The organism is Croceibacterium segetis, assembly GCF_011320115.1.
GTDB classification, from domain to species: Bacteria; Pseudomonadota; Alphaproteobacteria; order Sphingomonadales; family Sphingomonadaceae; genus Croceibacterium_B; species Croceibacterium_B segetis.
Genome location: NZ_JAANOZ010000007.1, coordinates 65,965 through 90,106, shown reverse-complemented (window position 1 = coordinate 90,106; position 24,142 = coordinate 65,965). Strand labels below are relative to the sequence as shown.

General features: G+C 65.8%; 28 protein-coding genes. 8 read left to right on the top strand and 20 right to left on the bottom strand.

Annotation, left to right across the window (positions count from 1 at the left end; all coding sequences use genetic code 11):
- Positions 1–9: 9 nt before the first annotated feature.
- Positions 10–159 carry a hypothetical protein gene (locus G7B69_RS16815; protein WP_166178588.1) on the bottom strand — a complete coding sequence of 50 codons (150 nt, stop codon included), beginning with the start codon at positions 157–159 and terminating at the stop codon, positions 10–12.
- On the opposite strand from G7B69_RS16815, the gene G7B69_RS09955 reads away from it, so the two are divergent.
- The 3 genes from G7B69_RS09955 to G7B69_RS09945 are packed head-to-tail and all read left to right on the top strand — an operon-like array spanning position 134 to position 4,474.
- A complete protein-coding gene (locus G7B69_RS09955) occupies positions 134–2,389 on the top strand; it encodes a glycosyltransferase family 4 protein (RefSeq protein ID WP_166178927.1) in 2,256 nt (751 codons plus the stop codon). The two genes, G7B69_RS16815 and G7B69_RS09955, sit on opposite strands and share 26 nt — an antisense overlap.
- On the top strand, positions 2,343–3,653 hold the full coding sequence (locus G7B69_RS09950; protein ID WP_243415107.1) for a glycoside hydrolase family 130 protein: 1,311 nt from the start codon (positions 2,343–2,345) through the stop codon (positions 3,651–3,653). Before G7B69_RS09955 ends, G7B69_RS09950 begins: the two co-directional genes overlap by 47 nt.
- Before the next feature lie 17 nt (positions 3,654–3,670).
- Complete coding sequence (locus G7B69_RS09945) at positions 3,671–4,474, top strand: class I mannose-6-phosphate isomerase (RefSeq protein WP_166178754.1); 804 nt, start codon at positions 3,671–3,673, stop codon at positions 4,472–4,474.
- On the opposite strand, the gene mmsB is transcribed toward G7B69_RS09945, so the two are convergent.
- From mmsB to G7B69_RS09930, 3 genes are read right to left on the bottom strand one after another with little or no spacing between them, the layout of a single operon-like run.
- Positions 4,471–5,340 carry a 3-hydroxyisobutyrate dehydrogenase gene (gene mmsB, locus G7B69_RS09940; RefSeq protein ID WP_166178752.1) on the bottom strand — a complete coding sequence of 290 codons (870 nt, stop codon included), beginning with the start codon at positions 5,338–5,340 and terminating at the stop codon, positions 4,471–4,473. The genes G7B69_RS09945 and mmsB overlap by 4 nt on opposite strands.
- A 4-nt stretch (positions 5,341–5,344) precedes the next feature.
- A complete protein-coding gene (locus tag G7B69_RS09935; RefSeq protein ID WP_166178750.1) occupies positions 5,345–6,130 on the bottom strand; it encodes an enoyl-CoA hydratase-related protein in 786 nt (261 codons plus the stop codon).
- A gap of 12 nt (positions 6,131–6,142) precedes the next feature.
- The gene (locus tag G7B69_RS09930) at positions 6,143–7,642 is read right to left on the bottom strand and encodes a CoA-acylating methylmalonate-semialdehyde dehydrogenase (protein ID WP_166178748.1); all 1,500 of its coding nucleotides are present in this window, start codon (positions 7,640–7,642) and stop codon (positions 6,143–6,145) included.
- Between the two features lie 113 nt (positions 7,643–7,755).
- Between G7B69_RS09930 and G7B69_RS09925 the strand changes: the two genes are divergently transcribed.
- Entirely contained in the window at positions 7,756–8,703 is a 948-nt protein-coding gene (locus tag G7B69_RS09925) for a complex I NDUFA9 subunit family protein (RefSeq protein WP_166178746.1), read from the top strand.
- On the opposite strand, the gene G7B69_RS09920 is transcribed toward G7B69_RS09925, so the two are convergent.
- Together G7B69_RS09920 and G7B69_RS09915 are read right to left on the bottom strand one after the other, a co-directional pair.
- The gene (locus tag G7B69_RS09920) at positions 8,700–9,176 is read right to left on the bottom strand and encodes an NfeD family protein (RefSeq protein WP_243415106.1); all 477 of its coding nucleotides are present in this window, start codon (positions 9,174–9,176) and stop codon (positions 8,700–8,702) included. The genes G7B69_RS09925 and G7B69_RS09920 overlap by 4 nt on opposite strands.
- Before the next feature lie 4 nt (positions 9,177–9,180).
- Positions 9,181–10,179 carry an SPFH domain-containing protein gene (locus tag G7B69_RS09915; RefSeq protein ID WP_166178744.1) on the bottom strand — a complete coding sequence of 333 codons (999 nt, stop codon included), beginning with the start codon at positions 10,177–10,179 and terminating at the stop codon, positions 9,181–9,183.
- Positions 10,180–10,327: 148 nt separating this feature from the next.
- Between G7B69_RS09915 and G7B69_RS09910 the strand changes: the two genes are divergently transcribed.
- Positions 10,328–11,599, top strand: a complete 1,272-nt coding sequence (locus tag G7B69_RS09910; protein WP_166178742.1) for a PQQ-dependent sugar dehydrogenase — start codon at positions 10,328–10,330, stop codon at positions 11,597–11,599.
- Between the two features lie 3 nt (positions 11,600–11,602).
- On the opposite strand, the gene G7B69_RS09905 is transcribed toward G7B69_RS09910, so the two are convergent.
- The 7 genes from G7B69_RS09905 to G7B69_RS09875 all read right to left on the bottom strand — a co-directional run bounded on the left by G7B69_RS09905 (position 11,603) and on the right by G7B69_RS09875 (position 15,071).
- The gene (locus G7B69_RS09905) at positions 11,603–12,289 is read right to left on the bottom strand and encodes a hypothetical protein (RefSeq protein ID WP_166178740.1); all 687 of its coding nucleotides are present in this window, start codon (positions 12,287–12,289) and stop codon (positions 11,603–11,605) included.
- Positions 12,290–12,547: 258 nt separating this feature from the next.
- A complete protein-coding gene (locus tag G7B69_RS09900) occupies positions 12,548–12,967 on the bottom strand; it encodes a MarR family winged helix-turn-helix transcriptional regulator (protein ID WP_166178738.1) in 420 nt (139 codons plus the stop codon).
- An 89-nt stretch (positions 12,968–13,056) separates the two neighbouring features.
- Positions 13,057–13,452: a JAB domain-containing protein gene (locus G7B69_RS09895; protein ID WP_243415112.1), complete on the bottom strand. Its 396-nt coding sequence runs from the start codon at positions 13,450–13,452 to the stop codon at positions 13,057–13,059.
- Positions 13,449–13,898, bottom strand: a complete 450-nt coding sequence (locus G7B69_RS09890; RefSeq protein WP_166178734.1) for a hypothetical protein — start codon at positions 13,896–13,898, stop codon at positions 13,449–13,451. The genes G7B69_RS09895 and G7B69_RS09890 overlap by 4 nt, the downstream gene beginning before the upstream one ends.
- Positions 13,899–13,914: 16 nt before the next feature.
- On the bottom strand, positions 13,915–14,244 hold the full coding sequence (locus G7B69_RS09885; RefSeq protein ID WP_166178732.1) for a hypothetical protein: 330 nt from the start codon (positions 14,242–14,244) through the stop codon (positions 13,915–13,917).
- 53 nt (positions 14,245–14,297) lie between these two features.
- The gene (locus tag G7B69_RS09880) at positions 14,298–14,795 is read right to left on the bottom strand and encodes a helix-turn-helix domain-containing protein (protein ID WP_166178730.1); all 498 of its coding nucleotides are present in this window, start codon (positions 14,793–14,795) and stop codon (positions 14,298–14,300) included.
- A 111-nt stretch (positions 14,796–14,906) separates the two neighbouring features.
- On the bottom strand, positions 14,907–15,071 hold the full coding sequence (locus G7B69_RS09875) for a hypothetical protein (RefSeq protein ID WP_166178728.1): 165 nt from the start codon (positions 15,069–15,071) through the stop codon (positions 14,907–14,909).
- 223 nt (positions 15,072–15,294) lie between these two features.
- Between G7B69_RS09875 and G7B69_RS09870 the strand changes: the two genes are divergently transcribed.
- Positions 15,295–15,942, top strand: coding sequence for a response regulator transcription factor (locus G7B69_RS09870; RefSeq protein WP_166178726.1), 648 nt, complete (start codon positions 15,295–15,297; stop codon positions 15,940–15,942).
- On the opposite strand, the gene G7B69_RS09865 is transcribed toward G7B69_RS09870, so the two are convergent.
- From G7B69_RS09865 to G7B69_RS09835, 7 genes are all read right to left on the bottom strand, one after another.
- Positions 15,890–16,318 (bottom strand): hypothetical protein, encoded by a 429-nt coding sequence (locus G7B69_RS09865; RefSeq protein WP_166178724.1) that lies wholly within the window; start codon positions 16,316–16,318, stop codon positions 15,890–15,892. The two genes, G7B69_RS09870 and G7B69_RS09865, sit on opposite strands and share 53 nt — an antisense overlap.
- A 120-nt stretch (positions 16,319–16,438) precedes the next feature.
- Entirely contained in the window at positions 16,439–17,227 is a 789-nt protein-coding gene (locus G7B69_RS09860) for a sulfite exporter TauE/SafE family protein (protein ID WP_166178722.1), read from the bottom strand.
- A complete protein-coding gene (locus G7B69_RS09855) occupies positions 17,224–17,649 on the bottom strand; it encodes a protein tyrosine phosphatase family protein (RefSeq protein ID WP_166178720.1) in 426 nt (141 codons plus the stop codon). The genes G7B69_RS09860 and G7B69_RS09855 overlap by 4 nt, the downstream gene beginning before the upstream one ends.
- A 7-nt stretch (positions 17,650–17,656) precedes the next feature.
- Positions 17,657–18,100, bottom strand: coding sequence for a YeeE/YedE family protein (locus G7B69_RS09850; protein ID WP_166178718.1), 444 nt, complete (start codon positions 18,098–18,100; stop codon positions 17,657–17,659).
- On the bottom strand, positions 18,100–18,534 hold the full coding sequence (locus G7B69_RS09845) for a YeeE/YedE family protein (protein ID WP_166178716.1): 435 nt from the start codon (positions 18,532–18,534) through the stop codon (positions 18,100–18,102). Before G7B69_RS09845 ends, G7B69_RS09850 begins: the two co-directional genes overlap by 1 nt.
- 7 nt (positions 18,535–18,541) lie before the next feature.
- On the bottom strand, positions 18,542–19,471 hold the full coding sequence (locus G7B69_RS09840) for an MBL fold metallo-hydrolase (RefSeq protein WP_166178714.1): 930 nt from the start codon (positions 19,469–19,471) through the stop codon (positions 18,542–18,544).
- A gap of 76 nt (positions 19,472–19,547) precedes the next feature.
- Complete coding sequence (locus G7B69_RS09835; RefSeq protein ID WP_166178712.1) at positions 19,548–19,865, bottom strand: ArsR/SmtB family transcription factor; 318 nt, start codon at positions 19,863–19,865, stop codon at positions 19,548–19,550.
- A 122-nt stretch (positions 19,866–19,987) separates the two neighbouring features.
- Between G7B69_RS09835 and G7B69_RS09830 the strand changes: the two genes are divergently transcribed.
- Positions 19,988–21,292 carry an NAD(P)/FAD-dependent oxidoreductase gene (locus G7B69_RS09830; RefSeq protein ID WP_166178710.1) on the top strand — a complete coding sequence of 435 codons (1,305 nt, stop codon included), beginning with the start codon at positions 19,988–19,990 and terminating at the stop codon, positions 21,290–21,292.
- Positions 21,293–21,529: 237 nt separating this feature from the next.
- Entirely contained in the window at positions 21,530–24,142 is a 2,613-nt protein-coding gene (locus G7B69_RS09825) for a G8 domain-containing protein (protein WP_166178708.1), read from the top strand.

Genomic DNA, 24,142 nt, shown 5'->3' with positions numbered 1-24,142 from the left:
GCCGTCCGCTCAGAGCTTTTTGGGAACGACGATGATATTGGACTCACACACCACCGACAGACCTGCTCCGCCGGGCCGCGACACGGCGGCGGTGCGTTCGATCTTCACGCTGCCGACCGCGCGAATCGCTTCGATGCGGCGCGTGGCGTTGATCGGCAACTACACGCCGCGCAAGTGCGGCATCGCCACCTTCACCGCCGATATCTTCGGCAAGCTCGGCGAATTTCATCCTGAGATAGCGGTCGACGTCTATGCGCTCGACGATCCGCATCAGCCGATGGCCTACGGCGGGATTGCCGGAACGATCGTACGCAACGATCCTCAGTCCTACGCCGAGGTCGCCCAGCGGATCAACGACAGCGGCGTCGACGCCGTGTGGCTCCAGCACGAATACGGCATCTTCGGCGGTCCTGACGGTGAAATGGTGCTCGATTTCGTCGACCGCCTCGCTGCGCCATTGATCCTCACACCGCACACTGTGCTCAGTGAGCCCTCGGTGCGCCAGCGCGACATTCTCGAACGCCTTGTCGCCCGCTCCAGCCGGATCATGGTGATGAGCCGTCATTCGCGCGACCTACTGGTCGAGCGCTATCACGCGCCGCCGGAGATTCTCGAGGTGGTACCGCACGGCGCGCCCGACCGCCCGTTCGGCCGCCAGGACCAGTTCAAGGCCAAGCTCGGCCTCACCGGCCGCACCGTACTGATGACCTTCGGCCTGCTTGGGCCGGGCAAGGGGCTCGAGTGCGTGATCGAGGCCCTCCCGGCGATCGTTTCGCGGCATCCCGAGGCGGTTTACCGGATCGTCGGCGCTACCCATCCGAATTTGCTCGCGGCCGAAGGCGAAGCGTACCGCGAGCGGCTCGCCGCGCTCGCCGACGAACTCGGCGTCGCCGATCACGTGCTGTGGGACAATCGCTTCCTCGAGACGGACGAACTGCTCGACCAACTCGAAGCGTGCGACATCTACATCACGCCCTACCCCAACATGCAACAGTCGACCTCGGGCACGCTCAGCTACGCGGTTTCGCTAGGCAAGGCGGTTGTCGCGACGCCATATCTGCACGCCCGCGAGCTTCTTGCCAACGGGGCCGGCGAGCTGGTCGAACCGCGCTCGGCCAAGGCGATCGCCGATGCCGTCAACCACCTTCTCGAAGATCCCCAGCGGCTCCTCTCGCTGCAGCGACGCGCCTATGCCCGCGGCCGGGAGACGATCTGGCCGCGGTTCGCAGCCGGCGCGGCGGCGCTTATCGAAGGGGCGATCGTCGACCCCGCGGCGCCGGCTCCCGTGACCCGGGCGCCGAGCCTCGATGCGGTGCTGGCGATGAGCGACGCGACCGGCATGCTGCAGCATTCGATCGGCATCGTGCCGGACCGCCTGCACGGCTATTGCCTCGACGACAACGTACGCGCGCTAATGCTGATGAACGTCGCCGAAGGGATCGAGCCCAGGGAACGTCAGCAGTGGTGGCAGACCTACGCCTCGTTCATCCAGCATGCCTGGAATCCGGAGGCGAAGGCGTTCCGCAATTTCATGCGTTTCAACCGCAGCTGGTGTGAAGACGTCGGATCGGAAGATTCCAACGGCCGCACGCTGTGGGCGCTCGGACAGACGGTCGAACTGGCGGAAGACCCCTCGCGGGCTTTCTGGGCCGGCCGCTGGTATGACACCGCGTTGCCGCATTGCACCGAGTTCGGCTCGCCGCGCGCGATCGCCTTCGCAATGCTTGGCGCCGCCGCGATGCTGAGGTCGACCCCCGGCCACGGCGCTTCGCGCACGTTCCTCGGCCAGGGCGCCGATTTCCTCCATCGGCTGCTCGACACCTCGCGGCGCCCCGATTGGGCGTGGTTCGAAGCCGTCCTGGGCTACGACAACCCGCGGCTGTCGCAGGCCCTGATTGAGGCTGGGCAGGTGCTTGGCGAAGCGCGCTACACGGAAGCCGGGCTGGACAGCCTGGCGTGGATCGCCGGGCAGCAGATCGCCGCCGACGGCCATTTCCGCCCGGTCGGTTCGGAGACCTTCGGGCATCGCCACGCCAACCTCCCATTCGACCAGCAGCCGCTCGAGGCGCAAGCTGCGATCGAGGCCGCCGCGGCCGCCTGGCGCGCCGGGCGCGACCCGAAGTGGCAGCGGCACGCGCTCGCCGCATGGCGCTGGTTCTTCGGTGCCAACGACCGCGGCGTGGTCCTCGCCGACCTTGCTACCGGCCATTGCCGCGACGGCATCAATCCGCGCGGGGTGAACGAAAATTGTGGGGCTGAATCGATCCTGGCCTTCCAACTCTCGCACTATTCGCTGATAGGGCTGCTGCGTGGCCAGCAAGATGATTCGAGCGGAGAGAGATTTGTCGGAGATTCGCAACGGATCGCCGAGCCCGCTGCGCATACTTGACACTCGCCTGCACGCCGACCCGTCGCGCGTCGTTCTGAGGCCGTTTCACCTCGGCTGGCAAGGCAAGAGTGCCGTCGGCGACCGGGCGCAAAAGCTGGTCGAGGATATCAACTCGCTGAGCGACCGCGAGGTTTCCAAAGCCTACGCCGCCGTGCGCGCCGACTTCGCCGCGCGGCACTGGCAGACGGAACAGATGTTCGACGAACGCTTTGCCGAAGTCGCCGAGCAGCTCAAGCTCGAGCCGGCAGACTACTCGTCGATCCGCAAGCGGCTGATCGGCGCGTACTTCTGTCACGAGTATACGTATGCCGCGGCGGCGCTGATGAACCCGTCGATCGTGCCTCACCCGGACCAGAGCGGGCTCGACGACAGGTCGTGCCGCTTCGTCATGAGCCTGCGGGCGGTCGGCGAAGGGCATATCAGCTCGGTCGCCTTCCGCGAGGGCATCGCCAAGACGGACGGCAGCTTCAGCCTGTGGCCCCAGGCGAGCTTCGCGACCTCGGTCGAGCTCGACGACGCCAGCCTGACCGACAGCGAGCGCGGGGTGATCGTCCACCGGCACGCGGAATCAAGTCTGTCGAACACGGTGATTTTCCCGATCACCGAGCAGCAGGCCGGCGGCCTCGAGGACCTGCGGCTGGTGCGCTTCGACCACGGCGGTGGCGACTACGAATGGATCGGCACCTACACCGCCTATTCGGGCCGCTCGATCCGTTCCGAGCTCCTGCGCACAGTGGATTTCAAACGCTTCCTGCTCGAACCGATCGTCGGCCGCGCCGGGCGCAACAAGGGCATGGCGCTGTTCCCGCAAAAGATCGCCGGCAAGTATGCGATGCTCGGGCGGCAGGACGGCAAGAACCTGTTCCTGCTGAAATCCGACCGGATCGACCGGTGGAATTCCGAGGGCCAGCTGCTGATGGAACCCAAGTATCCCTGGGAATTCATCCAGATCGGCAATTGCGGCAGCCCGGTGCTGACCGACGAAGGCTGGCTGGTGGTCACCCACGGCGTCGGGGCGATGCGCAAGTACGCGCTCGGCTGCGCGCTGCTGGATCCCGACGATCCCTCGAAAGTGATCGGCCGCACCAAGGAGCCGATCCTGAGCGCGATCGACGCCGATCGCTCGGGCTACGTTCCGAACGTCGTCTACACGTGCGGGGTAATGAAAGTCGGCGAGCGGCTGCTGGTGCCCTACGGCATCTCCGATAGCGCGGTCGGCTTTGCCACGGTGAAGATCCGCGACTTGCTGGACCTGATGCGCTAGGGAGTCGTTGACGTCCCATGCTCCTTGAAACCCGCACCGTCGAAAAGCCCTGGGGCCGCGACACGCTGCCCGCGCCGTTCATCGCGCCCGCCGGAAAGCGCATCGGCGAGATCTGGTTCGAACCGCCGCAAGACCTGCCGCAACTACTGGTGAAGTACATTTTCACCAGCGAGAAGCTGTCGGTGCAAGTCCATCCGACCGACGAGCAGACCGAAGCCAAGGGGCTCGGCCGGCAGGGCAAGTCCGAATGCTGGCTGGTGATCGACGCCGAGCCCGGCGCCACCCTGGGCATCGGGTTCGACAAGCCGGTCGATGCCGAGACAATGCGCCAGGCCGCGCAGGACGGCAGCATCGAGGGCATGCTCACCTGGCACGAGGTCAAGCCGGGCGACTTCTTCTACATCCCGGCGAATACAGTCCACGCCATCGGCGGCGGCTGTTCGATTATCGAAGTGCAGCAGAATTCCGACATCACCTATCGCCTCTACGACTACGGCCGCCCGCGCGAGCTCCATCTGGACGAGGGCATGGCAGTGGCGAAAGGCGAGCCTTACGACATGAGTCGCCACCAGGTGGTGCCAGCGAACGGCGACGTGTCGCTGGTCGAAGGACCGTTCTTCCGCCTCGACCGGATCGACGGCATCTGCGACGAGGCTATCGCCCGGAAATATCGCGGCTGCCTGCTGGTGATCCCGCGCGAAGGCACGGCGTGCGTCAGCGAAGAGCCCGTGACCGCCGGCCAATGCTCGCTGGCGCGATCGATCGACGACGTGGTCTTCGATCCGGCGGGCAGCTGCCTGATCGCGCAGCCGACGCCCTAGAGCGTCCTGATGATCGCCGAGAAATCGAGCCCGCCGTTGCCGGCCGCGTCGAACGCTTCGTAGAGTTCCTTCGCCCGGCGGCCCATCTGCGGGTCGATCCCCGCGGTCTGCGCCGCTTCCATCGCCAGCTTGAGGTCCTTGAGCATCAGCGCCGTGGCGAAACCGCCCTGGTAGTCGTTGTCGGCCGGGGTCTTTGGCCCGACGCCGGGGACCGGGCAGTAGCTTGTCACCGACCACGACTGGCCTGAACTGACCGAGGCGATGTCGTAGAACACCTGCGGATCGAGCCCGAGGCGTTGGGCCATGGCAAAGCCCTCGCAAGTGCCGATCATATGGATGCCGAGCACCATGTTGTTGCAGATCTTGGCGGCCTGCCCTTCGCCCGCGCCGCCGGCGTGGATCACCGCCTTGCCCATGGTCTTGAGCACGGCCTCGGCGCGGATGAAGGCGAGCTCGGAGCCGCCGACCATAAAGGTGAGCGTCCCGGCGGCAGCGGCGGTAATACCGCCGGAAACGGGTGCATCGACCATCTCATAGCCCGCTTCGGCCGCGAGCTTTTCGACCTCGCGCGCCGTGGCGACGTCGATGGTCGAGCAGTCGATGAGGATCGCGTTCTCGGGCGCGTGGCCGATCACGTGGTTGGCGTAGACGTCCTTCACGATCGCCCCGTTGGGCAGCATGGAAACCACGGCCTCGGCGCCCTCGACCGCCTCCCCGATCGAGCCGACCGTGGCACAACCGCCCTCGCGCGCATGTGCCAGCGCCGCTTCGCTCAGGTCGAACGCGCGCACCTCGTGCCCGGCCTTGACTAGGTTCGGCGCCATTCCGCCGCCCATGTTACCGAGGCCGATGAAGGCGATTTTCATGGTATCAGCGCCCCTTCCATTGGCCTTCGCGCTTCTCGATAAACGCGCGCATGCCCTCGGCCTTGTCCTCGGTCGCGGCGAGGAGCTGGAACAGGCGGCGTTCGTGGAGGATGCCCTGCTCGAGCCCGAGTTCGAACGCGGCGTTGACAAGTTCCTTGTTCACCATCGCCGCGAGCGGCGGCATGGCGGCGATCGCCGCGGCGGTCTTGAGCGCTTCGTCGAGCAGGTCGGCGGCGGGGACCATGCGCGCGACCAGCCCCGATCGTTCGGCTTCGGCGGCATCCATCATCCGTCCGGTGAGGACCATTTCCATCGCCTTGGCCTTGCCGATCGCGTGGGTCAGCCGCTGGCTGCCGCCCATCCCCGGCGCGACGCCGAGCTTGATTTCGGGCTGGCCGAACTTTGCGCTGTCGGCGGCGATGATGAAATCGGCCATCATCGCCAGCTCGCACCCGCCGCCGAGCGCGAAACCGTTCACCGCCGCGATCCACGGTTTGCGGATATTGTTGGTGAAGTCGCTCGACCACTTGGCGAAGAAGTCCTCGCGGTAGAAATCGGCCGCCGGCTTGTCGGCCATCTCCTTGATGTCCGCTCCGGCCGCGAACGCCTTCTCGCCGCTGCCGGTGACCACCGCGCAGCGCTGGCTGTCGTCGGCCTCGAACGCGGCGAAGGCGGCGATAAGGTCGCCCAGCACCTGGCTGTTGAGCGCATTCAATGCCTGCGGCCGGTTGAGCGTGACCAGCGTGACGGCGCCGCGCTGTTCGACGAGAATGTTTTCGTAACTGGCCATTGGCGCGCTCCGTCAGCCCATCGTGGGGATCACGAAGGCATTGCTACCGTCCCCGCCGCCATCCGGCCAGCGCTGCGTCACGGTCTTGACCTTGGTCCAGAAGCGCACGCCGTCCATGCCGTGCTGGTTATGGTCGCCGAACGCGCTGCGCTTCCAGCCGCCGAACGAGTGGTAGGCGACCGGGACCGGGATCGGCACGTTGATCCCGACCATACCGACTTCGACCCGCGCGGCGAATTCGCGAGCGGCGTGGCCGTTGCGGGTGAAGATGGCGACGCCGTTGCCGTACTGGTGCTTGGAGGGAAGCAAAACAGCTTCCTCGAAATCCTTCGCGCGGACGATCTGCAGCACCGGGCCAAAGATCTCGTTGTGGTAGCTTTCCATCTCGGTGGTGACGTGGTCGATCAGGGTCGGGCCGACGAAGAAGCCGTTCTCGTGGCCCTGCAGGCTGAAGCCTCGCCCGTCGACTACGATCTCCCCGCCTTCTGCCTCAGCCTTGCCGATCCATTCCTCGATCTTGGCCTTGTGCGCGGCGGTGACGACCGGGCCGTAATGGGCATCGTTGTCGGTCGAGACGCCGATCCGCAGCGCGTTAATGGCGGGAATGAGCTTGGCGCGCAGGCGCTCGGCGGTGTCCTCGCCGACCGGGACCACGACCGGGAGCGCCATGCAGCGCTCGCCCGCGCTGCCGAACGCCGCGCCGGCCAAGTCGTTGACGACCTGGTCGAGGTCCGCGTCCGGCATGACGATGCCGTGGTTCTTGGCTCCGCCCATCGCCTGCACGCGCTTGCCGGCGGCGACGCCGCGCGAATAGACGTAGTGGGCGATGTCGGACGAGCCGACGAAGCTGACCGCGGCAATGTCGGGGTGGTCGAGGATCGCGTCGACCATTTCCTTGTCGCCGTGCACGACCTGGAGAATGCCCTCGGGCCCGCCGGCCTCGCGGAACATCTCGGCGAGGCGCACCGGCACCGAGGGATCGCGTTCGGAGGGCTTGAGGATGAAGGCGTTGCCGACCGCGACCGCCACGCCGAACATCCACATCGGGATCATCGCCGGAAAGTTGAACGGGGTGATGCCCGCGCCGATGCCGAGCGCCGTGCGCATCGAATAGACGTCGATCCCCGGTCCTGCGCCTTCGGTGTATTCGCCCTTCATCGCGTGCGGGATGCCGCAGGCGAACTCGATCACGTCGAGCCCGCGTTGGACGTCGCCGCGCGCGTCGGCGAGGACCTTGCCGTGCTCGCTCGACAGCAGGCGGGCGAGCTCGTCGATATTCGCTTCGACCAGCCGCTTGAACTCGAACATCACCCGCGCGCGGCGCTGCGGATTGGTCGCCGCCCAGGCGGGCTGCGCGGCTTTGGCCGCCGCCACCGCTACGTCGAGCTCGACCTTGCCGCCGAGCGGCACGTGCGCCTGCACCGCGCCGCTGTTGGGATCGAAGACATCGCCCATGCGCCCGCCCGCGCCGCTGCCCGTGCCTCCAACGATGAAGTGCTCGATATGGCGCATGGGAAATCCTTTCACGTGAAACCAATTACGGCGAATCCCTGCAACTCTCGGGCACGCTTGGCAAGGGCCGCGCGTTGCGGCATGGCGCGGCTCGATACAGGACTGAGGCAAAGATGGCGAAGTACGGACCGCTCGAAGACAAACTGGTGGTGCTGATCGGCGGCAGCGGCTTCCTCGGCACGCACGTGGCGCAGGAGCTGCTCGAACGCGGCGCGCGGCTGCGCGTGGCCGATCGTCATCCCGAGAAGGCATGGAACCTGCGCCCGCTGGCGCAGCTCGGCCAGCTTCAGTTCGCCCGCTGCAACGTCAGCGACAAGCGCAGCGTCGAGACGGCGATGCAGGGTGCGGACGCGGCGGTGTACCTCGTCGGCAGTTTCTCGGGCGACCTCAACGCACTGCAGGCGCGCGGCGCCGGCTGGGCTGCCGAGGCGGCCGCGGCGAACGGGGCGCCAAGCTTCGTCTACGTCTCGGCTCTGGGTGCCGATCCCGATTCCGACAGCGGCTATGCGGCAACCAAGGGCGAAGGAGAGCGGCTTGTGCTCGCGGCTTTCCCGAAGGCCACCGTCGTGCGTCCCTCGGTGCTGTTCGGCGAGGACGATTCGTTCGTGAACATGTTCGCCGGACTAATCGAGAAGCTTCCGGTCCTGCCGGTGTTCGGCGCCCAGGCGAAGCTCCAGCCGCTGTGGGTCGACGACGCCGCCGAGGCGATCGCCAACGCGCTCGCCGATCCGCGCCAGCATGACGGCAAGACTTACGAGATCGCCGGGCCCGAAGCGATCGGAATGCTTGAACTCCATGAGCGGATCGCCAAGGCGCAAGGGCGCAAGCGGCACTTTGTCGCCGTGCCCGACGCGCTCTCGGCCATCTTCGCGGCGCTGCCGCTGACGCCGATGAACTCTGACCAATGGAAAATGCTCAAGGGAGGCAACGTGCCCTCGAGCAAGCTTCCCGGGCTAAAGGCGCTCGGCGTCACGCCCAAACCGCTCGCCCTGTTTCTCGACCGGTGGATGACCCGCTACCGCAAGCACGGCCGCTTCGGCGACAAGCGCGAACTGGCCTAAGCCGAGTCCGGTTCGCCTTTCGCCAGCAGCGCGACGGGCTCCACCAGCAAGGTCGCGCCGTCGCTGCCGGTGATCCGCACCCGTTCGCCCACCGCGACATCCGGGCCGCTGGCGATCCACTCGCTGTCGCCGAAGTGCACGCGTCCGCTGCCGTGCTCGATCGCCTGGACCACCACCGCGGTCTGGCCGACCATCCGCGCGACACGCCGATTCATCAGCGGATCGGCGCTGACTATTGGCGAATCGCGCAGGAAGCGCCGGGCCGAGAACAGCAGGATCAGCGAGAGGAAAACGAAGTCGATGACCTGCATTGGCAGCGAGAGGTGCGCCACCGCCGTGAACAGGCCGGTCAGGATCGCGCCGACGCCCAGCCAGATCAGGTAGACGCCCGGCACGAGCATCTCCAGCCCGACGAGGATGACGCCGAGCGTCATCCAGACCCAGTGCGCTTCGAGGCCGCCGAGCCAGTCCACTGGCTTACGGCTGCTTGCGCCCGGTGTGCGGCAGGCCAGCGGGAGTCTTGCGCTCGAGGTCGAGCGGCGTACCGGCCCCCTGCGCCGGCGGCTTGGCCTGGTCGCCGACCACGTCGCGAATCAGCTCGCCGATGCCGCCGAGCGAACCGATCAGCTGGGTGGCCTCGACCGGGAACAGGATCGTCTTGGCATTAGGGCTGGTGGCGAACTTGCCGACCGCCTTGGTGTATTCCTGGGCGATGAAGTAGTTGATCGCCTGGTTACCCGACTGGGCGATCGCGTCGGACACCGCTCGCGTCGCCTGCGCCTCGGCCTCGGCAGCGCGTTCGCGGGCTTCGGCGTCGCGGAAGGCGGCTTCCTTCTTGCCTTCGGCTGAGAGGATCGCCGATTGCTTCTCGCCCTCGGCGCGCAGGATGCGGCTGGCGCGCTCACCCTCGGCCTCGAGGATCTCGGCGCGCTTCAGGCGTTCGGCCTTCATCTGCCGGGCCATCGCCTCGGAGATGTCGACCGGCGGACGGATATCCTTGATCTCGACGCGGGTGATCTTGACCCCCCACGGCGCGGTCGCATGGTCGACGACCACCAGCAGGCGGGCGTTGATCTCGTCGCGCTTGGACAGCGTCTCGTCGAGGTCCATGCTGCCCATCACCGTGCGCAGGTTGGTCGTCGTCAGCGCCATGATCGCGGCGTAGAGATTGTGCACCTCGTAAGCTGCCTTGCCGGCGTCGAGCACCTGGAAGAATACTACCGCGTCGACCCCGACCATCGCGTTGTCGCGGGTGATGATCTCCTGCCCCGGGATGTCGAGCACCTGCTCCATCACGTTGACCTTCTGCCCCACGCGATCGACGAACGGGACGATCAGGTGCAGCCCCGGCTCGGCCGCGAGGGTGAATTTGCCGAGCCGCTCGATGGTGTAGACGTAGCCCTGGCGGACCACGCGCACGCCCATCATCAGGAAAATGATCAGTACCGCGACGATCGCGATCAGCAGCGGACCCATGGCGAACCTCCCATTGAAGTCCCTCGCATCGTAGCGCGGAGGCGGTGCGGAGCAAGGAAAAGCGGGCAGCGATTGTGTGCGCGGCCCTAAGACCTTAGGACGTAGGAAACCGGACAGAATCAACGACCGGCGTGGAGGGGAATTGGCGATGCATCGGAATTCGGCGCGATATCTGAGCGCGGCTGCGGCCGTGGCTCTTGGCTTGGCGATGGCTCATGGCGCCGCGGCGCAGAACGCGCCGGCTCCGGCCGCTGCTGCTCCCACGCCGCCTCGTGCCGGTCCTCCACCGACCGTGCTCCTCGGGGCGGGTCCGTTCGACTACGTGAGCAGCGCCGGCAAGATCCACGTCGAAGTCATCGCGCGCCGGCTGGACCATCCCTGGGCCTTGGCGCAACTGCCCGACGGCACGCTGCTGGTCACCGAGCGCCCCGGGCGGCTGCGCATCGTCCGCGACGGCAAGCTCGACCCGGTCGCCGTCGCCGGGCTGCCGCCGATCAACCCGAGCGGCATCGGCGGCCTCTACGACATTGCGCTCGATCCCGCCTTCGCCAAAAACCACTTCATCTACCTCAGCTACGTCAAGCCGACCGACAAGGACTCCGACCAGACCACGCTGGCGGTCATGCGCGCGACATGGGATGGCACGCACGTCCTCAAGGGAGCGAAGGACATCTTCGTCGTCGACGCGTGGTACGGGGCGGCGCCGATACCCAAGCGCTGTTGCGGCCAAGGGCCGGCTAGCGGCAGCTGGGGCGGGCGCATCCTGTTCGGGCGGGACGGCAAGCTCTACGTCACAAGCGGCGACCGCAATTACGGCGAGATGGTCCAGAAACCGGACAACGATTTCGGCAAGATCATGCGGATCAACGCCGACGGCTCGATCCCGAAAGACAATCCGTTCGTCGGCAGGAAGGGCTGGAAGCCGGAGATATGGACTACCGGCCACCGCAACCCCCTCGGCCTGACGATCGATCCCGCTACCGGCCGGATGTGGGAAACCGAGTTCGGCCCGCGCGGCGGCGACGAGGTCAACCTGATCGAGAAGGGCGGAAACTACGGCTGGATCGACGTGACCCAAGGCAACCATTACAACGGCGAGCCCGCCAAGGGCGTCAAGAACGTCCCCGGGATGACCGACCCGGTGCTCGCCTTCGGCCCTCCCTCCCTCAATCCCGGCAACCCGGCGTTCTACGAAGGCGCGGCGTTCCCCGCGTGGAAGGGCGATTTCCTGCTGCCGAGCTTCACGAAAGGCCTGCTGCGCTTCAAGACCGAGGGCGGCATACCGGGCGGCGAACCTGAATACCTGCTCGGCGACCTCAAGCAACGGCTGCGCTCGGTCAACGTCGGCCCGATGGGCGAACTCTACGTGCTCACCGACGAAACCGACGGCGCGCTGCTGAAGGTGACACCGGGCGGCTGAGCCCTACTCGTTCCCGGCGATCCGGCTGTCGGCGAGCGACAAGGTGATCGCCGCGGGATTGTTGGGCAGCGTCGAATAGAGCGTCTGCAGGAAGATCCTGTCCGAGCGGGTGAGGCCCGCCGGCTTGGCTCCCTGGCCGAACAGGCCGAGGATCGACTCCCCGGGCGCGGCCAGCCGCTCGGCCTGGTCGCCCGAGAGTCCGCGCATCGTTGCGTAGGCGGCCACCTGCCCCACGCTCAGCCCCTGAACGGCCCTCTTGTCGATCAGCACCATCGACGAGATGATATCGCGCCGGGTCGGCACATAGATCAGCGAATGCGCCGCCTCCATCTGGGTGTAAGGCAAATCGGTCAGGCTCTGGCTCGGATAGACCGGCAAACCGTCGCGCGAGCGCGTGAACACCCGCGTCCAGGTGTGTGCCGGCCCCGAAGTGTCGAAGAGCGCCTCGCGTTCGGCCTGGCCGAGCCACGCGAACAGATAGCCCTTCCGCTTGCGCAGGCCGTCGAGATAGCCATCGGGATCGTCCATCACCGCGACGATAAGGTTGGGCTCGCAAGTCTGCGGATCGGCGAGGCGCAAGCCTAGCTCGGCGGCATTCTGACGGATGAGCGTGACCATGTCCTCGGCCTGGGCCTGCTGCACGCCGACTATGCCGGGGCACAGCGGATCCTGGAATCGCGCCAGCGGCATGTCCCGGTCTCCTCCACCGTAAGACTTCGCGGAAGCGGGCAAGGGCGCAAGGAGCGCGGCGGCTGCGGCAAGGGCGGAAAGGAGCGAAGCGGTCAGATGGCGCGACACGATTGATCTCCCGGTAGGAGCACGGCGGCGATTATCCTCCTTCCGCCGCGCGGAGGCAACGGCGCAATTGCCGTCGGTGGGGTGGTTAGTACCCGGCGGAAAGCAATCGGTTCGCGGCCTCCTGCCTGGAGCCGTCAGGCAATGGCAGGGTCAGTTCTTCGCGCCGGCATTTTCCGCTGGGGCCCGCAAGCTGAACAACCCCTCTTCGGAGCGTCCCAATTGCCGCTCGATCGCGAGCAATCTCGTGTAATACTCGCGCATCCGCAAGGCACCGGCTTCGGTGACCGATACCAGCGTAACGCGGCTGTCGCCGGGATCGCTTTCGCGGCGGACAACGCCGAACCTCTCGAGATGGTCGAGATAGCGCAAGACCGTCGTCTGCGGCAGTCCGCTGGCTGCACAGAGTTGCTTGGTGCGCAGTTTTTGGCCCTTCAAGTGCGCGGCCAGCAAGTCCTGCAGCAGCGGCCAGCTGGAATCATTGATCACCGCCGCGTCGAAAGTTTCATTTCGCAGCTTCCGTGCCCGGTGTTCGTAACCGAGCATCGCGGCAATGAAATCGTCACCAGCCATGGCGGTCCTGCTCGTAGGTTCGCGGCCCAACCGGGGATTGCTGAAGAAGACTTCCATGACGATTCCCCTTGGTCGATTGTTTAGGTCTGTCAATCGCTTAGCAGTCCCGCCGCGCGCATGCTGAAGACGGCGCGGGCGCTCACGATCACATGATCGATGAGTTCCATCTGCATCGGGATCGCGAGCGCCCGAAGAGCCCTGGTCGATGAAATGTCCTGCAGACTCGGTTCCGCCGAGCCGGACGGATGGTTGTGGGCGAGCACCAGCGCTGCCGCGCCCCGACTGAATGCTTTCTCGAACAGCCGTCGATAGCCGATGCCATGGGAGCATCTTGTCCCGCCGGCGATTAATTCGTCGCCGATCAGGGCGCCCGCGCGATCGAGATAGATGAACAGCAGCACCTCTTCTTCGAGCGCGCCGATGTAGCCGAGGATCCGCGTGAAGAAGGCTCTCTCGAGCGGGAGCAGAATATCGCCTGGCTTCACCAATCCATCCAGCCAGGATCCGCCCCGCGCACCCGCAAGCGTCGCCTGTGCGCCGCCGTTCCCACGAGCAAGGCAACCAGGACGAAGAACGTCGGGCTGCTCTTCATGAGACCGTAAACCATCGGCGACACGCCGCTGTCGACCTGGCGCGCGAAATGCGAGCTCAAACTGAGAATTTGCAGCGACGTTGCCCATATAGGCCATGCCCTTCGTGCGTAGAGCGCAATGGCTCCAAATCCGACGACCCCGTAGGCGTCGACAATTACCGATGCGAGATCGACCGAGTGATACTTCTGATGCTGGAAGAATGCGCTCGCGACCTGAATGCCCGTCATGGACACGATCACCAGCGCACCCCATCTTTCGGGCGCTCCCCCTCTGGCAAAGGCGAAGCTTATCGAAAGAAACAGGATCGTGGCGAACGCGAAAATCCCCAAGTCGGGCAAGCCAGATCCTTCTCCTCTACGCCGCCGCGACGGACGGCGAACTCTCCAGCAACCCATTCTGGCAATTGGGGCTGCATTCAAGCGGAATGTCCCGTTGCTTGGCGGAGATCTTGGCGAGGTCGGCATGAACGCCGACGATCTTCGAGCGGGCGTCCACGATATGCTGTTGCAAGCTAGCCAGTCTGGCAATCGGCCGCTGCGTCGAGAGCGCGGATTCGTCCAGGGTGATCCTCGCCTGCGACACGTCCGACTGGAGCTTGCCGGCCTCGGCCAGGACTTCGTCGAGCATGTTCTCGAGGTTGCGTATCCCGCGTGAAATTCGCAGGCCAGCGGTCATCTTGTCCATTTTATCGTCTCCGGGCGCCGATGAGGCTCAAGTTGCGATCGGAGACTCCTTGCTCAGATGAGCTTGCTCATGGCCTCGGCGATCGCCAGAGTGAGCATCACGGTCGCGGCCAGGGCCAGGGCCAGTCCGCTCGCTGCAAGCACCCTCCCGATCTTGCCGAAGCGAGTATCAAGAGCCTCCAGGATGCCCGAGCTTTCCGTCCTCACCGGCCAATACCCAAGCGACTGGGCATCGGCGACGGTGAAAAGGGGCGACCCGGGCAATTCCCGGAGCAATCCTTGATCGGGCGTCAGGTCCCGGTCGAGCGGCGAAAAACCACATGGGGATTTCTCACAAGTCTCCAGAAGATGGGCATAGACGCGCGCAGTGGCCTTTCGATCGGTGGTGCCCCACTTGTCGCGTACCGCTGCGATCCGCGCATCGACGGTGTTCGGAGCAATGCTCAGCTCGCGGGCAATCTGCTTCGTCGTCTTGTGCTGGAGCAACAGATCGAGAACCTGCGCCTGCTTGGCGGTCAGGTCGCAAAGGACGTCAGCGGGATCGCGATCCATCACTGTCATCGGATTGGGTATGTCCCGTGGCGCGCGAGGTTCATGTGCGTGGTTATGCGAACCATACTCGTCCTTGACGGCGGTCGCAATCGTATGGCCTCAGATCGGCCGTCAGGCGGCCAGATTCCGCCTGACTTCCGCGATCGCGTGATCGAGCAAGGCGACAGCCAGGGTCAGTTCCAACGATTCGAGCACCGCCGAATCATGCTCGAGCCTGCCAAGGACCTCTTCCAGGCGCGACTGCCGATCGCCCAGTGCCTGTTCTTCGAACGCCAAGACTACACCGGGCTGGATTCCTGCACCGTCCATGTTCGTCGATCGATCCCCAGGCGACAAAAGACCGAACGGCCTCACGAGCCGCTCCCCCCAATAGAAATTCCCTAGTCTTTTCCGAAGCCCAATTCAATCAATCCGATGCGGACCATTCGCGGTATTTCTCGGCCCGTTCCCAGCTGATCTATAAGGGCTTCACCTAAGTTGACGATCTCGGGAACTCGACGTGAACCCAAGCGCAGGCATCGTTCTCGTCGATTCGGATCCCCTGCGCCGCAACAGCGTGGCGCGATTCTTCTACGACAACGGCCGTCATGTCGAACCGTATGAGGACCTGAAGGAATTGCGCGCCTTCTGGCCGGAGGTCGGACTGGTCTTCCTGCACGACGACGAGGAAGCCCTCGGGTCGATCTTCGATCTCATGCTCGACCGGGGCTGTTGGCTCCCGGTGATTGTCTACGCGATCGACCCGCGACCCTCGCGGATCGTCGACGTGATCCAGATGGGGGCAATGGATTATCTCAAGTGGCCGATGACCGACGAGGACCTCTCGGCGAGGCTCGCCCTGCTCTCGGCGCGGCGGACGTCGTTCGCCGAATTGCGCCGCAAGGCCACCCGCTCGCAAAAGCTCGTGGGGGCGCTGAGCGGACGCGAGCGGGAGGTCCTGTTCGGCCTGGCGCGGGGAGCGACCAACAAGAGCATCGCCCGCGATCTCCAGATCAGCCCGCGGACGATCGAGATCCACCGCTCGAACATGATGTGCAAGCTGCGGGTCAACCACCTCGGCGAAGCGATTACCATCGCGCTCTATTCGGGCTTCGCTAGCTCTGCTTCAGACGAGGGTTCGCTGGATCCTTTCCTGCTTCAGCCATGACCTGCTCGTGCAGGCACGTCGCCAGCGCGCCCGACAGCGCGACCGCTTCCGAAAAGGCGCTGAATGAGTAGTCGCAGTCCGCATGCGGCATGAGCACGCTGGCGATGACCAGCCCTTCGCCTCCGCGGCTGAGCATGTAGGTGGACCGGCTTACCAAGCGCAACGCCGCGCTTTCGGCGGCTCCGGCGTCGAGCAGGTCTTGCAAAGCCGAGCGCGAGATCGCCGGCCTGACCGGCCCGCAAATCGGCGCGGGCCCCGTTTCCAGAAGTCGGTGCAGATCGTTCAGCAGGCTCGCCGGATCGGCCGACGCGGCCTCGCACCGGACAAGCAAGTCCTCAACTTTGTCCGACCACTCGCCGACGCCCGTGCGGTGCATCGCGTGCCGCTCCCCAAGCCTAGGTGAGCAGGAATCGGTCCAACTTGGACCTAAGTCAAGCGGGCAAGGCCATAATCGACGGTCGGACGATGCGGGACCTAGGCTGCAGACGCGCGCCGGTCAGGCAAACATCACGCCGGCGCTTCGCCAAAGCATGTACGCGGCGACGGCGAAGATCAGCACCGCAAAGACCGAGGTCAGCATCCCCTTGCGCTCCGACAGGCGGCGCGAGGCCGTCGACCCGAGCGTGCTGCCGCCCAGGCCGCCGACGATGAACAGCACGGCAAGCGGCCAATCGATGAGCCCGGAAATCGCGTAATTCGCAGCCGTCGTGACGCCAAAGGCGGCGACAGCGATCAGCGACGATCCCACCGCGTTCAACATCGGCATGCCGGTCGCGGCCACCAGGCCGGGCACGATCAGGAAGCCGCCCCCGATGCCGAAGAAACCCGAGAACAGTCCCGCACCGGCGCCGAACCCGATCAGCTTGCCGGCGTTCTCCCGCCCCAGACGCACTTCGGAATTGCCGATGGCACCGCGGCGGCGAAGCATCAGGATGCCGACCACGATCATCACGACGGCGAACAAGGCCAGCAGCTTTTGCCCATCGAGCGCCTTGCCGAGGGTCGACCCCAACGTCGCCCCCGCGATCCCCGAGGCGGCGAACACCGAAGCGCAGCGCCATTTGACCGTGCCGGCCCGCCAGTGACTCACAAGCCCCGACGCGGCATTCACGGCAACGGCCAGCGCGCTGGTGCCGATCGCGACGTGCGGATCGCGCACGCCGACGAGGTAGACCATCAACGGCACCGCGAGGATCGAACCGCCGCCGCCGACCAGTCCGAGGACAAAGCCGACCAACCCGCCCGATAGCGCCGCGAGGACGTATTGGAGCAGGTCGAGCGTCACGCCCCGGCCTTGGCCTCGAGGCGGGGCCTGAGCGCTTCGAGATCGAAGCCGGCCTTCGCCGCCGCGGCGAGGACCTGCTCGGCGCCATGCTCGCCGGCGCGTGATAGCGCCCATAGCGAGGCGGCGCGGGTGCCCGACTTGCAGTAAGCGAGCACGGGGCCGGGCTTGTCGCTCAGGGCCTTGGCGAACGCCGCGACCTGATCGTCGGTGATCTGGCCGGGTACGACCGGGATATGGACGTATTCGAGGCCCAGGCGGCGCGCGGTGGCTTCGATCTCGGCCGAACTCGGCTGGCCGGGCTCTTCCGCGTCCGGACGCGCGTTGACGATCGTGCGAAAGGCACCGGCCAATTGCGGAAGGTCTTGCGGCGATACGAAGCTGCAGACGGACAGGTCGTCGGCGAGCGGTTTGGTGGTGGTCATGGGACAATCATCCTGTGAAGTGAACGGGCCGATGGTCGCGTAAGTCGGCGTAGAGCCGTTGCAGCCACATTCCCGCGACCATCGCCGCGACGAATGCCCAGCTCTGCCAGACGCCGAAAGCGAGCCCGGCCAGCGCGGGACCGGGGCACAGCCCGACGAGGCCCCAGCCGATGCCGAACAGCGCGCCGCCGGCGAGCAGGCGCGCTTCGACGGTGCGGTTCTGCGGAATGCAGAATTCCTCGGCCATGACCGGCCGCTCCATCCGGCGGACGAGCAGGTAGGCTAAGGCCGAGGGCACGAGCGCAGCGGCAAGAACGAAGGCCAGCGTCGGGTCCCACCGGCCGCCGATGTCGAGAAAGCCGAGCACGCGCGCGGGGTTCGTCATCCCCGAAAGCGCGAGACCCGCGCCGAACAGGGTGCCGACGACAAGGCCGGGAAGTGCATGTCGCATCAGCCCGCTCCCAGGATGTGACGGGCCACGAAAACGGTGGCGATGCCCGCGCCCATGAATGCCGCGGTCGCCGCGAGCGAGCGAGGCGAGAGCCGCGCCAAACCGCAAACGCCGTGGCCGCTGGTGCAGCCGTTGCCGAGGCGGGTGCCGAAGCCGACCAGCAAGCCGCCGGCGACGAGCAGGGGCACCGATGAGGTTATCGTCACTTCGGGACGCCCGACGATCGCCAGGACGACGGCCGCCCCGATCGGCAGGCCGATCGTGAAGGCCGCAGCCTGGCTCCACGGAGGGCCCTTGTCGGCGATCCGCAGGGCTGCAGCCGCCATTCCGCTCACTCCGGCGATCCGGCCGGACAGCAGCAGAAGCAGGCCCGCGGCCGAGCCGATCAGCAGACCGCCGAGCAATGCGGACAGAATGGTCGCGGAAGTCAGCATCGCGCCCTCACAACACGTTGAGCGGCAGCTTGAGGTAGCGCGTGCCGTTCGCTTCGGGCTCGGGCAATTGTCCGCCGCGCATGTTTATCTGCACCGAGGGCAGGATCAGCCGCGGCATGTCGAGTGTGGCATCGCGCGCAGTGCGCATCGCCACGAACTCGTCCTCGGAAACCCCGTCGTGCACGTGAACATTCGCAGTGCGCTCGGCTCCGATCGTGGTCTCCCACGCGAACGCGTCGCGCCCCGGCGCCTTGTAGTCGTGGCACAGGAATACGCGCGTGCTGTCGGGCAAGGCCATCAGGCGGCGGATAGACTTGAACAGCTGATGCGCGTCGCCGCCGGGGAAATCGGCCCGCGCGGTGCCGTAATCGGGCATGAACAGCGTGTCGCCGATGAACGCGGCGTCGCCAATCAGATAGGCCAGGTCCGCCGGGGTGTGGCCCGGCACATGCAACGCGATCAGGGGAATGTCGCCGAGCGTCAGCGCATCGCCGTCGTCGAGCAGCTCGTCGAACTGCGAGCCGTCACGGGCGAAATCGCTGCCCTCGTTGAACACTTTGCCGAAAACCTCCTGCACCGTCAGGATGGCCCTGCCGATGACGAGCTTCCCGCCGAGCTTCTCCTGCAGGTACGGCGCGGCCGAGAGGTGATCGGCGTGGGCGTGGGTTTCGAGCAGCCAGTCGACGGCGAGATCGTGCTCCCGGACGTAGGCGATCATTTCGTCGGCGAACGGCGTCGATGTGCGCCCCGAAGCCTGGTCGAAATCGAGCACCGAGTCGACGATTGCCGCGCGCTTGGTGACCGGATCGTGGACCACGTAACTCGCGGTGAAGGTCGGCTCGTGAAAGAAGCCGCGCACCACGGGCGCGCGCAGCTCACCGCTCAACGTCCTCTGCACCTGGTCGATGGCGCGCTGGAGAAAGGGGTCATGATGCATCGGTTTGATCCTGTTTCGACGTGGCATTTGTGCGGCGTGTGGATCTCGGCGACGATCCGGAAAGGTCCCAGGGTGGCTAGTCCAGATTGGGGCAGAACAGTTCGTGGAGCAGCTGCAACAGCCGCAGCGCCTTTGGATCGGCGACGCGGTAGCGCAGGCTCTGCGACTCGCGGCGGTAGGCGACGAGATCTTGCTCGCGCAGCTTGGTGAGGTGCTGCGACAAGGCTGACTGGCTGAGGCCGATACGCTCGGCCAGCTCGCCCGGCGACAATTCGCCGGAGGCGGCGAGGTGGCACATCACCAGCAGGCGCGGAGCGCTCGAGAGCGCGCGAAGCAGCTCGGCCGCTTCGGCGGCGTTGCCGGTGAGATCATCGAGAGCGATCGGCACGTCCATGACCGCCAATATATTAGCATATGCTAATTTAGCAATGCCTAATTGAAGAGCGGGTCGCCTCGTAGATTTCCCAATGGCCCGGCGAGCTGCGCGGACCACAATGCGCGGCAAAGGAGATTGCCATGACCGGCGAAACAAAACCCCGCATCGTCGTCCTCGGCGGCGGTCTCGGCGGCACCGTCGCCGCCTACGAACTGCGTGAGACGCTTGGCGATCGCGCGCAGATCCATCTCGTGTCGGATCGCCCGGCGTTTTCGTTCACGCCATCCAACCCGTGGGTCGCGGTCGGCTGGCGCGAGCCCGCGGCGATCCAGGTCGAGCTGGCGCCGGTGCTCGCTCGCAAGCAGATTCGCTTCACCGCGAGCGCCGCCCAGCGGCTGAACCCGGCGGAGAACCGCCTCGAGCTGACCGACGGCTCGAGCCTGCCCTACGACTACCTCGTCATCGCCACCGGTCCCGAGCTCGCGTTCGACGAGATCGAGGGCTTCGGTCCGCAGGCGAACATCGCCTCGATCTGCACCACGCCCCATGCCGAGGAGGCGCACGAGGCGTTCGAGCGCTTCTGCGCCGACCCCGGCCCGATCGTCGTCGGTGCGGTCCAGGGCGCCTCGTGCTTCGGCCCAGCCTACGAGTTCGCGATGATCCTCGACACCGAGCTGCGGCGGCGCAAGCTGCGCCACAGGGTGCCGATGACTTTCGTCACTCCCGAGCCCTACATCGGCCACCTCGGCCTCGACGGCGTCGGCGATACCAAGTCGATGCTCGAGAGCGAGCTGCGCAACCGCACGATCAAGTGGGTCACCAACGCCAAGACCACGCGCTTCGCGCCCGGCACGATCGCCTTCGACGAGCTGCGCGAGAGCGGCGACCCGGTGCCGCACGAGCTGCCCTTCAAGTTCGCGATGATGCTGCCGGCCTTCCGCGGCATCAAGCCGCTCCAGGGCATCGAGGGCCTGGTCAATCCGCGCGGCTTCGTGCTGGTCGACGAGTTCCAGCGCAACCCCGCATTCCATAACGTCTTCGCGCTCGGCGTGTGCATCGCCATCCCGCCGACCGGCCCGTCGCTGGTTCCGGTCGGGGTGCCCAAGACCGGGTTCATGATCGAGAGCATGTCGACCGCAATCGCACACAATCTGCGCGAGATCCTCGACGGCGGCGAGCCGAAGCACCGGGCGACCTGGAATGCGGTGTGCCTGGCCGATTTCGGCGACGGCGGCGTCGCCTTCGTCGCCCAGCCGCAGATCCCGCCGAGGAATGCCAACTGGTCGTCCGAGGGCCGCTGGGTCCACCTCGCCAAGATCGGCTTCGAGAAGTACTTCATGCACAAGGTGAAAAGTGGCGTGGTCGAGCCGGCCTACGAGCGGCTGGCGCTCAAAGTCCTGGGTATCGAGAAGCTGCAAGCGCAAGTCGCCGAGCCCGCCGAGTAGGTGAGCCCGCGCGACCCTGAGCCGCCGCCAGCAGCATCCGATTCAAGCTGAGGCAAGCGACGCTTCCCGCGTGCCAACGTCCGCCTGGCAGCGCCGCGAACACTGGCGAATCGTTACAATCCATTACAACTTATCTCAGTGCGGACGTGGCAGCACGCTTGGCAAATCGGCCTCTTCGTTGCACATGTCCAAAATGGAATGTGGGACTCACAGTCCCGCCGGAGGGGGATCGACGTCATGCGCAGGCAATCCTGGCTGCTCCTTGTTTCCTGGCTTTTGCCAGTGTCGCTGGTGCTCGGCGCAGGAGTTGCCGCCGAAGCTCAGGAAAGCCACGCAAACGCCCATCTGGACGAAGACTCACGAACGCCAGCGCCAGCGGCCAGGAAATTGCTTTGGTCCGATCCTGCTTCCTGGCCCGACGGGAAGGTCCCAGGCAAGGGCGACGCCGTCACCATCGGCCGGGACATGGATGTCGTCCTCGACGTCACCCCGCCGGCGCTGCGCAGCTTGACGATCGACGGCAAGCTCAGCTTTTCGGACAGGACCGATATCGGCCTGGAGACCGAGTGGATCTACCTGCGGCGGGGTGAGCTGCAGATCGGCAGCGAGGCCAAGCCCTACACGCACAACGCGACCATCACCCTGACCGACAAGGTCCCCGACGAAAATATCAACACGATGGGGGACCGCGGGATTCTGAGCATGGGCGGCACGCTCGAACTGCACGGTGACCGCACGAACACGTGGACCAAGCTCGCCAGGACCGCCAAGGCCGGCAGCTCGAGGATCGAAGTATCGAATGCCCGCGGTTGGCGAAAAGGCGACGTGATCGTGCTGGCGTCAACCGACTTTGATCCACGCCAGGCGGAGAAGCGCACTATCGCCGCCGCCAGCGGAAATGCGTTGACGCTCGATAAACCGCTTCAGTACATGCACTATGGTGAAGTCACCTATGGCGTCGACGAGCGCGGCGAAGTCGGCCTGCTGACGCGCAACATCCGCATCCAGGCTTCGGACGACACTGAGAAAACCTACTTCGGCGGGCACATAATGGCGATGCCCGGTTCCGAGGTCCACATCTCGGGCGTCGAGCTGTCGCGCATGGGACAGCACCTCCACCTGGCCCGTTATCCGATGCACTGGCACCTCGTTGGTGAGGGCAAAGGCCAGTACATCCAGAACTCGTCGATCCACGATACCTACAGCCGCTGCGTGACGGTCCATGGCACCAACGACGTGCTGGTCGAAAACAACGTGACCTACAACACGGTCGGACATTGCTTCTTCCTCGAAGACGCTGTCGAGACGGGCAATCAGTTCGTTCATAACCTGGCGATCATGGTGAAGTGCCATCCGACCCTGCCGTGCGTGCCGACCAACCTCGGCCCGGCCGGATCGGGGGGTGGGCCGGGCTCGGGCGCGGCCGGGCAGGCTTCGAAGCAGGTCCTGATCCCGTCGGACAACACGGTGTCGGCGTTCTGGGTCACGAATCCCGACAACAGCTATCGCGACAACGTGGCCGCGGGCTCCGACGAGGTCGGCTTCTGGTTCGCCCTGCCCGAGCATCCGACCGGCGCAAACGAAGGCAAGCCAGGCTGGCCGCGGCGAACCTCGGTGCGCGAGTTCAGCGGCAACACCGCCCATTCCAACTTCGACGGCTTCATGTTCGACCGCGGCCCCAAGCCCGACGGCACCTTCAGCGTCGGCGGCAGCAACTACCACTTCGCCTTTGCCGATCCGAATGACCCGAACAGCGAGCCGAAGGGTTCGGTGTTCGAGAATTTCACCAGCTACAAGAACCGCCACGGCGGCGTCTGGGGCCGCGGCGAGCTGCACCTGTTCAAGAACCTAAGGGTGGCCGACAACGCCGTCGGCTTCACTCACGCGGCCTCCGCGGTCGGTCGCGCACCGTATACCTCAAAGGTCGTCGACTCGATCTTCGTCGGCGAAAGCGACAACATCGGTACCCCGAGGACGGCGCAGGAAATTGCCTACGGCCGAAGCATGCCGAACGACATCCCTGATTTCCCGATCCGCGGCTACGAGTACTACGATCTGCGGCATGACGTGGAAAACACGACGTTCATAAACTTCCAGCCGAACGCCACGCGCGATGCGGAAGCGATCTCCTACCTGATGTACACCAGCTTCGGCATGAGCACCGAAAACGCCGTCGAGGGTGCGAAATTCGTCAACTCCAAGCCGGTCGGTTTCCCGCCGGTGGTGCGCAGGTGGGCCTCGGATTTCGGCCGCCAGAACGCCTGGCGGGGCGCGGCGATCCACGACAAGGACGGCTCGGTCGGCGGCGTCCCCGATTCCTACATCGTCCTCGACAACGGCATCGCCGACGACGACCAGGCCTGCACGATCAAGCCCGCCTGGGGCGCGGCCGTTTGCAAGGGTGATTTCGGATATTTCGCGCTCGGCGGCAACTTCGGTTTCGGCAGCGGCCCCATCGCCGATCCGGTCATGCTCAGCCGCAACGGCAGGCGGTGGGAATACACCGGGCAGACCACGATCCGGAGCGGAGCTGAGGTCAGGGTGGAGACCGGCAAGAAGGACTTGTCGCTTTCCCTGACGGAAATGAATGACGGCTCCTCGGTCATCTTCGAACTTCCCGGCTTCACCAAGGCCGCCGGGGGCGCGCCGCAAGGCAGCCTGGACGCGCTGCGCGCCGCGCATGACACCTCATACTTCAAGGACAAGGACTCGCTGTGGGTCAAGCTGGTGGTCGACAATGCCGCCGGCAAGACCGTCACCATTGGCAGGCCCGGGGCCGGCGTGAGCACTGTCGGAAACGGTCCCGGCGGGGCCTTCCCGGCCGGAGCCAGCCTCGACGTAAGCCGGTAG